This window comes from Providencia sp. PROV208 (assembly GCF_028479465.1).
Classification (GTDB): domain Bacteria; phylum Pseudomonadota; class Gammaproteobacteria; order Enterobacterales; family Enterobacteriaceae; genus Providencia; species Providencia alcalifaciens.
In genome coordinates this window covers 218,037-230,205 of sequence record NZ_JAMPNS010000008.1, presented here as the reverse complement: position 1 = coordinate 230,205, position 12,169 = coordinate 218,037, and the positions used below count along the sequence as shown (strand labels likewise).

The 12,169-nt window shown below is 43.0% G+C and carries 12 protein-coding genes; 2 read left to right on the top strand and 10 right to left on the bottom strand.

The window, feature by feature from the left end:
• Window position 1: 1 nt before the first annotated feature.
• The 10 genes from PR766_RS07540 to acuI all read right to left on the bottom strand — a co-directional run bounded on the left by PR766_RS07540 (window position 2) and on the right by acuI (window position 9,445).
• Window positions 2-1,018, bottom strand: coding sequence for a threonine aldolase family protein (locus tag PR766_RS07540; RefSeq protein ID WP_258526512.1), 1,017 nt, complete (start codon window positions 1,016-1,018; stop codon window positions 2-4).
• A gap of 308 nt (window positions 1,019-1,326) precedes the next feature.
• Entirely contained in the window at window positions 1,327-1,623 is a 297-nt protein-coding gene (fis, locus tag PR766_RS07535; RefSeq protein WP_004258438.1) for a DNA-binding transcriptional regulator Fis, read from the bottom strand.
• Window positions 1,624-1,637: 14 nt separating this feature from the next.
• On the bottom strand, window positions 1,638-2,615 hold the full coding sequence (gene dusB, locus PR766_RS07530) for a tRNA dihydrouridine synthase DusB (protein ID WP_006659064.1): 978 nt from the start codon (window positions 2,613-2,615) through the stop codon (window positions 1,638-1,640).
• Window positions 2,616-2,944: 329 nt separating this feature from the next.
• Window positions 2,945-3,829: a 50S ribosomal protein L11 methyltransferase gene (gene prmA / locus PR766_RS07525; protein ID WP_006662894.1), complete on the bottom strand. Its 885-nt coding sequence runs from the start codon at window positions 3,827-3,829 to the stop codon at window positions 2,945-2,947.
• Between the two features lie 218 nt (window positions 3,830-4,047).
• Window positions 4,048-5,508 carry a sodium/pantothenate symporter gene (gene panF, locus PR766_RS07520; protein WP_006659066.1) on the bottom strand — a complete coding sequence of 487 codons (1,461 nt, stop codon included), beginning with the start codon at window positions 5,506-5,508 and terminating at the stop codon, window positions 4,048-4,050.
• The gene (locus tag PR766_RS07515) at window positions 5,498-5,740 is read right to left on the bottom strand and encodes a YhdT family protein (RefSeq protein WP_006662895.1); all 243 of its coding nucleotides are present in this window, start codon (window positions 5,738-5,740) and stop codon (window positions 5,498-5,500) included. The genes panF and PR766_RS07515 overlap by 11 nt, the downstream gene beginning before the upstream one ends.
• A 177-nt stretch (window positions 5,741-5,917) precedes the next feature.
• On the bottom strand, window positions 5,918-7,264 hold the full coding sequence (accC, locus tag PR766_RS07510; protein WP_006659069.1) for an acetyl-CoA carboxylase biotin carboxylase subunit: 1,347 nt from the start codon (window positions 7,262-7,264) through the stop codon (window positions 5,918-5,920).
• A 12-nt stretch (window positions 7,265-7,276) separates the two neighbouring features.
• Complete coding sequence (gene accB / locus PR766_RS07505; protein ID WP_006659070.1) at window positions 7,277-7,747, bottom strand: acetyl-CoA carboxylase biotin carboxyl carrier protein; 471 nt, start codon at window positions 7,745-7,747, stop codon at window positions 7,277-7,279.
• 18 nt (window positions 7,748-7,765) lie between these two features.
• Window positions 7,766-8,230, bottom strand: coding sequence for a type II 3-dehydroquinate dehydratase (aroQ, locus tag PR766_RS07500; protein ID WP_006659071.1), 465 nt, complete (start codon window positions 8,228-8,230; stop codon window positions 7,766-7,768).
• 234 nt (window positions 8,231-8,464) lie between these two features.
• Entirely contained in the window at window positions 8,465-9,445 is a 981-nt protein-coding gene (gene acuI / locus PR766_RS07495) for an acrylyl-CoA reductase (NADPH) (protein ID WP_006659072.1), read from the bottom strand.
• 612 nt (window positions 9,446-10,057) lie between these two features.
• Between acuI and PR766_RS07490 the strand changes: the two genes are divergently transcribed.
• Both PR766_RS07490 and mreC read left to right on the top strand, forming a co-directional pair.
• Window positions 10,058-11,101, top strand: a complete 1,044-nt coding sequence (locus PR766_RS07490) for a rod shape-determining protein (RefSeq protein ID WP_006662897.1) — start codon at window positions 10,058-10,060, stop codon at window positions 11,099-11,101.
• 86 nt (window positions 11,102-11,187) lie between these two features.
• Window positions 11,188-12,165 carry a rod shape-determining protein MreC gene (gene mreC, locus PR766_RS07485; RefSeq protein ID WP_006662898.1) on the top strand — a complete coding sequence of 326 codons (978 nt, stop codon included), beginning with the start codon at window positions 11,188-11,190 and terminating at the stop codon, window positions 12,163-12,165.
• Window positions 12,166-12,169: the final 4 nt, after the last annotated feature.

Here is a 12,169-nt window from a genome sequence, read left to right as displayed (position 1 = left end):
ATTAAATATTTTTTATTTTTTTAAATAGAGGGTCAAGTTGATTGATCATGGCTTCCGTAATATTACTGCTGGTAACAAAACGCACAATATCGCTTGTCCAAGCGATAGCCAGTATCCCAGCGTTTTTTAATGCTTGGACAACACGCTCGGCATCTGGCGTTTTTATCATGACAATATTGGTTTCAACAGGGTAAGCGAGTTGAAAATACGTTGAAGCAATGGAGGCAAGATGTGCTGCATTTTGGTGATCTGTGCGTAGCTGGGATTCATAATGCTCTAATTTATTTAACGCAATGGCAGCAAGTAACCCTGATTGATGCAGCGCTCCGCCATACCATTTTCGATACCGTTTAGCGTTTTCTATATGGTGCTTACTGCCCACTAATACCGAGCCAAATGGCGCGCCAATGCCTTTAGAGAGACAGATATTAAGCAGGTCGATTTCTTTGACGTATTCTGCTGGGGAAAGTTTTAGAGAAATACAAGTATTGAGTACCCTTGCGCCATCTAAAAATAGAGACATGCCTTTCTCAAGACACAACTTTTTGAGCTTTTTTATTTCTAAGAGGGGGAATACCATTCCTCCGTAAGTGCTAATGCTACTTTCTATCGCAATCACTTGTGGGGTGGCATAAAGATTTGACCAACGAGCTTTACTGTTGATGGCTTGGATAACCTCGTCTTCGGTCAAAATACCATTTTGCGTTTTAATATTATTAATGATTAATCCGCTCAGTGCGGAGGTTTGTGATGATTCGAAAAAACAGATGTGGTAGCCAACTTCAGTAATAACTTCATTACCGAGTGAGGATAAAACTTTTAAACCAATCTGATTACACATGGTACCCGATGGCATAAAGAGCGCACTTTCTTTATTAAACAATTCAGATATATAGGACTCTAATTTTTTGACGTAAATATCTTCATTGTAACAATCATCACTAATATAATTATAATTTATATTATTTAAGTCTTCTTTATTTAACCTCGTTAGCGTATCACTTCTTAAATCAATCATTGTCATTTAAATCCTTTTCAATTTTCATGGTTAATTTCGAATGGTGAGAAATAAAAGGATTTTGAATTTATAAAGCTAAATAAAAAATGGCAAGATATAAAAAATAGGATTCTATGAATTGTGATGATGCTCATAAATAAAATCCAAGATTAAAACAAGGTTGATTTATTTATTAAATCAATAATTATTGTATTAAAAATAGGCGTGATTATTGAAAGGTATAACAAGATGTGCAAATCGATGAAAACAAAAAAGCCCTTTCTAAAATCAGAAAGGGCTTCTAAAAACACTGCATTAACCGACTAGGATTAGTTCATGCCGTATTTTTTCAGTTTCTTACGCAGAGTTCCGCGGTTGATACCCATCATCAGGGCAGCACGGGTCTGATTTCCACGGGTATATTGCATAACCATGTCCAACAAAGGCTGTTCTACCTCAGCCAATACCAGCTCATATAAATCATTAACATCTTGATTATTTAATTGAGCAAAATAGTTCTTCAGTGCTTGCTTAACTGAGTCACGTAACGGTTTTTGAGTTACTTGATCTTGTGAATTTACAGTTGCAACGGTTAGTACGTCAGAATTTACGCGTTGTTCGAACATAGTTCTGTCAGCTCTTATCTTTTATTTACGCAAAAATTTTCAAAAAATGCTTCCAACACCTCCAGCTGTTCGCTGGCATCCTCAATGGCGTTGAAGGAGCGCCGAAACTGGTCATCAGGTGCATGCTCTTGTAAATACCAAGAAACATGTTTGCGCGCTATACGGGCTCCCTTGCCTTGACCATAAAAGTCGTGCAGTTCCCGTACATGCCCTAGCATAATGCTTTTCACTTCTGCCATTGGCATCGGTGGCAATATCTCACCTGTGTCCAGATAATGTTGGATTTCCCGAAAGATCCAAGGTCTTCCCTGAGCTGCTCTGCCTACCATCAAGGCATCCGCCCCTGTGTAGTCTAAAACAGCCCTGGCTTTTAGCGGGTCAGTAATGTCGCCATTGGCAATAACCGGAATGGAAACAGTCTGCTTAACTGCCCGAATGTTGTCATACTCAGCTTCGCCGTTGAACAGACAGGCTCTGGTTCTGCCATGAATGGTCAAGGCTTGAATACCACAATCTTCGGCCAATTGGGCAATCTCTATGCAGTTACGCTCTTCAGGTGACCAGCCTGTGCGGATTTTTAGTGTGACTGGCACATCCACAGCGTTTACAACGGTTTCTAGGATTGATTTCACAATCTCCGGATAACGTAGCAAGGCTGAGCCTGCAAGCTTACGATTCACTTTCTTAGCTGGACAGCCCATATTGATATCAATGATTTGAGCGCCGCTCTCAACGTTAATTTGAGCTGCTGCGGCCATTTCATCGGGATCATTGCCAGCTATTTGAACAGAACGCACCCCGAGTTCATCGCGGTGAACCATCCTGAGTCTCGATTTATCTGTCTTCCAAACTTGTGGGTTGGAAGAAAGCATCTCCGATACTGTCATTCCAGCACCCATTGCATAACACAGAGACCTAAACGGCTTATCTGTGATGCCTGCCATGGGGGCAGCAATAAGACAGTTTCTCAACTGATATTGTCCGATTCGCATAACTAAATGGGGGCCATACTGTGACTGCAAGGGCGCGTATATTACGCATTTTTTACGAGATATGAAAGGACAAACTTTGAGCAAACGGTTATTTATCACTAACTTTTTTATCTTGCTTTTTAAGAAATAATAAAATTAGTGTTATTTAACAGGTTGTTAGGTGTTTTTTAACAACGAGCACTAAAAATAACGATTACAGAGAATATCCGAGACTCATCTCTCGAGCAGAACAGATTATCACCAGCTATTGAGCAATATTTGAGCTGTAAGATAATCCATTCTGCAATTAATTTCAAAGAAATTATTCTTCAATTTTTACCGCAAACCCATTAAAAATGCTTGACACCAGTGATTCGGCACCATTCATCTTTCTCTGCAACTGGGTCAATATTGAAGTCTGCACGATACGCGTCAGCCACGCTTTCAGCTTGACTCGCTAACACGCCAGAGAGACCTAAATGACCCCCGACTCGAGGTAATACACTGATCATTGGTGCAAGCTCACGTAATGGACCTGCAAGGATGTTAGCAACGACGACATCTGCTTGAAGGTCTTGGGGTTGGTCTTTCGGTAAATAGAGCGACAAACGCTCTGAGACGCCGTTACGCTCTGCATTATCGCGGCTAGCAAGGATAGCTTGTGGATCGATGTCGATCCCAATAGCGTGTGCGGCACCTAATTTCAATGCAGCAATAGCTAAGATCCCAGATCCGCAACCGAAGTCGATTACTGTTTTACCTTCAAGATCTAATCCGTCTAGCCACTCTAAGCATAAAGAGGTTGTTGGGTGGGTGCCCGTACCGAATGCCAATCCTGGATCTAACATAACATTCACCGCGGTTGGATCGGGCACATCACGCCAGCTTGGGCAGATCCATAAGCGTTGACCGAAACGCATTGGGTGGAAGTTATCCATCCATTCACGTTCCCAATCTTTGTCTTCAATTTGTTCGATTTTATGAACAAAGCCAGGTGCTAACAGTGGGCTATTTTCTAACTGGGCGATCACCAGTTTCATGTCAGTTTCAGCGTCATACAAGCCAATGACGTCAGTATCTCCCCAAAGGCGAGTTTCCCCCGGCAGTGGTTCGAAAACAGGGGTATCATGGCTATCTTGAAATGTGACAGAGACTGATCCCGTTTCCATTAATTCATCGCCAAGCGCTTCTGCATCTTTTGCGTTTGAGTTTAGTCTGATTTGTATCCAAGGCATTGTTTTTTCTCTTCTAGGATGCTCTTAATTCTTCACGCCATAGCGTTGTTGGCTGCGTTCGCTAACCCTAGTCACATACTTGTGTATGCTCCCTAGGGATTAGCTCGTTTGCCGCCTAGCTATGACGCGAATTATTTAGAGCACTAAAATGGTTTGCTATGTTTCACATCAATATTGAGAGCATTGCATTTGTTCATTTAAATTAGGTAAAGCCAAAATCAATGAGTGCTAGTTACCTGTTCGTTTGGTGCCGATTGTACTGGATTTTTGCCAAAAAGATTACCGATCAAAAAGGCAATTAAGCTGAGGATCAGCGATGGGACAATCGCGTGAAAGCCCATAATTTCAATCTTAAATGACGCAAAAATAGCGTAACAGACTCCACCCACAATCATTCCACTTAGCGCCCCAGTACCATTGGCTTTTTCCCAATAAAGTCCAAGAACCAGCGGCCACAGGAATACGGCCTCTAACCCACCAAAAGCTAGCAAGTTCAACCAGATAATCATTTGTGGTGGATTCCATGCTGCAATCAGCAGTAACGCGCCTAAAATCAAGGTTGAGAAGCTGGAGATTCGTGCTAACTTTTTCTCATTCTTAATCTGTTGAGGAGCTGCATTGAGGTAGATATCTTTCACGATCGTCGCCGAAGATTGCAGTAATTGGGCGTTAATGGTGGACATAATGGCTGCCATTGGCGCCGCAAGGAAAATTCCCGCCGCGAACGGAGGAAGCACCTGTACCATTAGGGTAGGAATAACTTGGTCTGGGATGGTTAAGTCAGGTAACACCGCCCGCCCTAAGGCGCCAGCAAAGTGCATACCAAACATCAAGATAGCCATCACAATCGTCCCAATAATGATTCCCTTATGGACGGCTTTACTGTCTTTATAAGAGATACAACGTACGGCGGTGTGTGGTAAACCAATCACACCAAAGCACACTAATACCCAAAATGATGCGAGGAAGGGACCACTGAGAATATCGTCAGCACCTTCTGGTGAAACCAGTTTAGGATCGATGGCATGCATTTTTTCTATGGCAGCCGGTAAACCTCCCGCGTGATAGATAATTGCAACCAGCAGGATGACGGTGCCTAATAGCATGACGAGCCCTTGCAAGGCATCGTTAAGGACGCTCGCCCGAAAACCACCGATAGCGGTATACAGTGCGATAGAGACACCAAAAATGAGTAGTCCGTATGTGTAGGGAATGCCTGCCGCAGTTTCAAGTAATCGTGCACCGCCGATAAATTGCACGGTCATTGCGCCAAAGAACGCGACTAATAAACTGACACTTGCAAACCAAACTAAAAAACGGCTTTGGTAGCGGGCGTACAGCATGTCGTTAAGAGTAACGGCATTATAGCGTCGTGCGAGGATTGCGAATTTTTTGCCAAGTACACCCAAAGATAGCCAAATGGCAGGCAGTTGGATCATGGCAAGGAGTACCCAGCCTAATCCATATTTGTAGGCGGCTCCGGGTCCCCCAATGAAGGAACTGGCGCTGATATAGGTCGCCGTGATCGTCATGGCTAAGACAAAGCCACCCATAGAGCGATTGCCGAGGAAATACTCGTTAAGAAACTCGCCTTTCGTGCGTTTTTTATAAGCATAGAGCGAAAGGAGAAAAACGAGGAGCAGATAGCCAACTAGGGGCAGAAGTACTTCAGTCTGCATCTTTCTCCTCCAGAGGGATATCTTTGAATACGAGTTTTACCATCATGATACATAGCACAATAAAGATGATAGGGAGAATCAGACATGACCACTCAAACCACAACGGTAGTCCTGTAACACCAAGAGTATTACTGGGTAGATAGGCGCAGAGTAACCAACCTAGCAAATAGGCAATCGTCAGATATAACGCCCAACGAGCTTCCCTGTTTGATTGAAGAAAACGTTTGTCCATTCGTTTTTCCTCCTCATGTTGACAAAAATAATCGGGGGATTGTACGACAATCTGAGTAGGGAGTGTTAAAAATAGCATAATAAAACTGATAATCTGGTTATTTATAGGCAAAAAAATACCGGAAAAAGGCTTTCCGGTATTTGTTTTGGATGATGAAAATATCGACTATTCAGCTTATTATTCTTGAATACCGAGTTTTTTCTCCAAATAGTGGATGTTGGTTCCACCTTTGGCAAAGTTTTCATCATTCATGATCATCTGTTGTAATTCGATGTTGGTTTTAATTCCATCGATGATTAATTCGTTCAACGCGTTTTTCATACGAGCAATCGCGATGTCACGAGTTTCACCATAAGTAATTAATTTACCAATCATTGAGTCATAGTACGGAGGAACAGAGTAGCCTGCGTAAATATGAGATTCCCAACGAACACCGAAGCCACCCGGAGAGTGGAAACGCGTGATTTTACCTGGGCTAGGCAGGAATGTATGCGGGTCTTCTGCGTTGATACGACACTCAATCGCATGACCGTGAACATTAATTTGATCCTGAGTCACCGATAATGGTAAACCAGATGCCACACGCAGCTGTTCTTTGATTAAGTCAACGCCGGTGATCATTTCTGTCACTGGGTGCTCAACCTGAATACGGGTGTTCATTTCGATGAAATAGAATTCGCCGTTTTCAAATAAGAACTCAAAAGTACCTGCGCCACGATAACCGATTTCAATACACGCATTTGCACAGCGTTCACCGATATGACGGCGAATTTCAGGGGTAATTCCTGGCGCTGGTGCTTCTTCAACCACTTTTTGGTGGCGGCGTTGCATTGAACAGTCACGTTCTGCTAAATAAATAGCATGACCCTGACCATCTGCCATCACTTGGATTTCAACGTGACGAGGGTTTTCAAGGAATTTCTCCATGTAAACCATATCGTTGTTGAATGCAGCTTTTGCTTCTGCTCGGGTCAGGTTAATGGAAGATTCTAAATCTTTTTCATTACGGACCACTCGCATACCACGACCACCACCACCACCAGATGCTTTGATGATAACTGGGAAGCCGATGCGTTTAGCAATTGCTTTGTTCTTTTCAGTATCGTTGCCTAATGGACCATCAGAACCCGGTACACAAGGAACGCCTGCTTTTTTCATCGCGCTAATCGCAGAAACCTTGTCACCCATTAGGCGGATGGTTTCAGCTTTTGGACCGATAAAAATGAAGCCTGATTGTTCTACTTGCTCTGCAAAGTCAGCGTTTTCAGACAGGAAACCGTAGCCTGGGTGAATCGCTTGTGCGCCTGTGATTTCAGCCGCAGCAATGATCGCAGGGATGTTCAAGTAGCTTTTTGCCGATGCGGCAGGACCAATACAAATAGTTTCGTCTGCCAGCAATACGTGTTTTAAATCTCTATCTGCCGTGGAGTGAACCGCAACAGTTTTGATGCCGAGTTCTTTACATGCACGCAGAATACGCAGTGCAATTTCTCCACGGTTTGCGATAACAATTTTTTCCAGCATGGAAACGCCTCGTTATTCGATGACAACTAATGGCTCGTCAAATTCTATTGCATCACCGTTTTGCAACAAAATAGCTTTAACAACACCAGCTTTATCTGCTTCGATTTGGTTCATCATTTTCATCGCTTCAACGATGCAAAGAGGATCGCCAACTTTGACTGTTTGACCAACTTCAACAAATGGTTTTGCTTCTGGGCTTGGTGAGCGGTAGAAGGTACCAACCATTGGTGAGCGAACTTGGTGACCAGAAACTGCCGCAGGTGCTGCTGGAGCTGCTGCTTCTTGTGCTGGAGCAACCGCGTTAGCTAATGCAGGTTGTTGAGCAACTGGTGCTGAGTAGAACTGTTGAGGTGCAGCCATCATTTGAGATGCTGGTGATACACGACTGATACGTACTGACTCTTCACCTTCAGAAATTTCCAGTTCAGAAATGCCAGACTCTTCAACAAGCTCGATCAGCTTTTTAATTTTACGAATATCCATGGATATGATTCCGTACTCTTATAATTGGATTGAATTAATTAGTTGCACACGGTTTACCGCGGCTTGTAATGCAAAACTGTAACCCTCAGCACCAAGACCACAAATAACTCCACTGGATATATCGGAGAAATAGGAGTGATGGCGAAAGGATTCTCTAGCATAAATATTAGACAAGTGGATCTCAATAAATGGGATACTCACCGCTAATAGCGCATCACGCAGAGCAACACTTGTATGCGTGAATGCGGCCGGGTTGATTAGGATATAATCAACATTACCTTGTGCTGCATGAATTCTATCGATAAGTTCATGCTCTGCATTTGACTGAAAATGGCTCAGTTTCACCCCTAGCTTTTCTGCTTCTTGCATCAGGTTCGATACAATGTCAGAAAGCGACCGCGCTCCATATTTCTCAGGTTCTCTAGAACCTAGCATATTTAAGTTCGGTCCGTTAAGGAGCAAAATATGAGTATCTTCTGTCATTGTGTTGCTAACTCCGACGATATGTCAATAATCCGACAACATAACGCGATGTTGACGGTTTGTCATCTTTTATCATAAAAATAAATAGATTTTTGACTGACAAGGAAGAGCATTATAATTATTTCGTCGCATATAGCAGCAAAATACTGGTCTTATCAGAGAAATTACCCGAATTTATTTTAGAAATTGTGCCGTAATCCACATTGTGGCAGCACAATGATGGATATTGATGATTTAATTTTGAAGGTTTACTAGGGTACGCCCAGTGACTTCATTTTTTAAGAGTTTTTTTGCATATTCCACACACTCTTCTAAGGATATCTCTCTGCTGACTTGTCCATAAAACGTGTCAGGCAAGAGTTGTGCTAATCGTTCCCACACTTTTGAGCGTTTAGCTGCAGGGTAGTAAACCGAATCGACTCCTTGTAGACGAACATTGCGTAAAATGAATGGCATAACGGTTGTTGGTAGAGTGAATCCGCCAGCAAGTCCACATGCTGCTACAGCTCCATTATAGTTCACTTGTGCTAAAATATTGGCGAGCACGTCACCACCAACGGTGTCGATTGCACCCGCCCAACGTTGTTTATCTAATGGCTTCGCGGGATGCGTAAATTCACTGCGTGGAAGCACACTTTTTGCGCCAATTTGCAGCAAATAGTCATGATTTTCTTCTCGCCCCGAAATAGCGACAACGTGGTAGCCTAATAAAGACAGTAGTTGAGTGGCAATACTTCCGACTCCACCACTGGCACCACTGACCAGAATGTCGCCACTTTCAGGGGTAATGCCTGCCTCTTCAAGCGCGTTGACACAGAGCATCGCGGTAAATCCTGCGGTACCAATAACCATGGCGTGTTTCAGTGATAATGATTCAGGAAGAGGCGTTAAATAATCAGCGGGGACTTTTGCTTGGGTGGCAAGTCCCCCCCAATGGGTTTCTCCCACTCCCCAGCCGGTGAGTAAAACATGTTGACCAATATGGAAACGGGGATCTTCACTGTGATGAACAATGCCTGAAAAATCAATACCTGGGACCATGGGATATTGACGGACAACCCCCGCCTTTCCATTAATTGCGAGCGCATCTTTATAGTTAATTGTCGACCAGTGAATATCGATGATGACATCACCCTTAGGTAGTGACTCTGGAGAAACTTGATGAATTTCAGGAACGATTTTATCGTCTTGTTGCTGTAAAACGAGCGCTTTCATGACCCACCCCTAATTTATGATTAAATAAGTGTTTTTTTAATTTACACATAGGTAAAATCGTTTTCATTGACACCAGAATGGTTTTCACACTATTACTTATGTAATTAATTTGTAAAAATGCATTTTTTTCTGGCATAACTAGGCTTTTATCATGCAAAATGTCCTACTCTGACTAATACATCAGCGTGTCGACATCGTTATAGCTTAATTTTAAGTTGATAATAGAATTAGCGACATTTAAGTTCACTTATTTTGTTGTTAAAAAGCTAGATGTATAGCAATAATTAAAATATAAAAAATTTATTTGAACTTGTAGACATAATCGCTTGTCACACTGGGAAGAACGCAAAGATGGAGTATATAACAACCAGAGGTTGTCTGTTTATTGTGCGCGAATGATGGGTTATTTTCGATGCATATGAATTAAGGGCAATTTTCGAGGTTTTTATCTGCTTCGTTTTGTTATAGAAGCATGTACGATTTTAGTATGTGAAAATAGATGAATTAACCATATTTATGAAGTGATTGATTTACGCCTTGAGGCAGCTTCAAGTGGTTGGTAGAGTAGACGGGTTTTTATTCGTCCCCAGCTTGCAGGATAATCCTTTCGTTATGTTTAAAAAATTTCGTGGCATGTTTTCTAATGACCTGTCGATTGACTTGGGTACGGCCAATACCCTCATTTATGTCAAAGGACAAGGCGTCAAATTAAATGAACCCTCTGTAGTTGCAATTCGTCAGGATCGCGCAGGCTCGCCAAAAAGCGTCGCGGCGGTTGGTGGTGAAGCAAAACAGATGCTGGGGCGTACACCGGGTAACATTTCTGCAATTCGACCAATGAAAGATGGTGTTATTGCTGACTTTTTCTTAACTGAAAAAATGTTACAACACTTTATTAAGCAAGTTCACAGTAACAGCTTCTTGCGTCCAAGCCCTCGCGTTTTAGTCTGTGTCCCTGTTGGTGCAACTCAAGTTGAGCGTAAAGCTATCCGTGAATCTGCATTAAGCGCAGGCGCACGTGAAGTATTTTTAATTGAAGAGCCTATGGCTGCGGCAATCGGTGCGGGTTTACCTGTCTCTGAAGCAACGGGTTCGATGGTTGTCGATATCGGTGGTGGCACCACTGAAGTGGCTGTTATCTCCCTGAACGGTGTTGTTTACTCTTCTTCTGTACGTATTGGTGGTGACCGTTTTGACGAGTCAATTATCAACTATGTACGCCGTAATTATGGTTCCTTAATTGGTGAAGCAACGGCTGAGCGCATTAAGCATGGTATCGGCTCTGCTTTCCCAACAGATGAAGTTTATGAAATTGAAGTGCGTGGTCGTAACTTGGCAGAAGGTGTGCCACGCGGATTCAAAATGAACTCCAACGAAATTTTAGAAGCATTACAAGAGCCTTTAACAGGTATTGTTAGCGCGGTAATGTTAGCGTTAGAACAGTGCCCACCAGAATTAGCGTCTGATATTTCAGAGCGCGGTATGGTATTAACAGGCGGTGGTGCTCTCCTGCGTAATTTAGATCGTTTATTAATGGAAGAGACTGGTATTCCGGTCATCGTTGCTGAAGATCCTTTAACCTGCGTTGCTCGTGGTGGCGGTAAAGCGTTAGAGATGATTGACATGCACGGTGGTGACCTGTTTAGCGAAGACTAAATCACGCCATAAGCAACTGGGGGTTTTAGCTCCAGTTGCTTTGACTATTTTTTTATTCTCCGACCATTAGCGAAACTTAGCCATACATGAAGCCAATTTTTAGGCGAGGTCCTTCCCTACAGTTACGCATTTTTATTGCAGTGATAATTGCATTGGTGCTGGTGGTGATTGACCATCGTTTCGAGCCTTTCAATAAAATCCGTAATTATTTAGACACGGCGGTTAGCCCATTCTATTTTTTAGCTAACGGACCTCGTCAGTTCCTCGATAATATCTCTGAAACCCTTTCAACGCGGGATCAACTCCAATTTGAGAATAAAGCCCTGCGCCAAGAGATATTGTTAAAAAAAGCAGATAACTTACTGCTTGAGCAGCTGAAACAAGAAAACGCCCGTCTGCGAGAGCTTTTAGGTTCCCCATTACGCCAAGACGAACACATGATGGTAACGCAGGTTATCTCAGGTGCGAACACACCTTATCGTGATCAAGTGGTCATTGATAAAGGAAGTAATGATGGTGTCTATGAAGGTCAGCCTGTCATTAGTGATAAAGGTGTGGTTGGGCAAGTGGTGGGAATCAGCAACTTTAATAGCCGCGTTTTATTAATTTGCGATACCGCTCATGCGTTACCGGTGCAAGTTTTACGTAATGATATTCGCGTTATCGCTGCCGGTTCTGGTTGTGCGGATGATTTACAGTTAGAGCCATTACCCGGAAATACAGATATTCGCGTTGGCGATGTACTAGTGACATCGGGGCTTGGCGGGCGATTCCCTGAAGGGTATCCCGTTGCGGTGGTTTCTGCGGTGAAGCATGATACTCAGCGTGCATATACCATCATTTCAGCTAGACCAAGCGCAGAATTACAGCGTCTACGCTATTTACTCCTATTGTGGGGTAATGAAAATGATCCTAAAACTGCGTTACAGCCATCTGATGTTTACCGAGCGGCGAATGAGCGTTTAATGAAAGTGTTGCCGCAGGTGTTACCAACGCCGAGTGAAATTCAAGGACCGCCATTGCCATCGTCCATGCAACCAGAACAAACTCAGCCACAGCCATAAGATT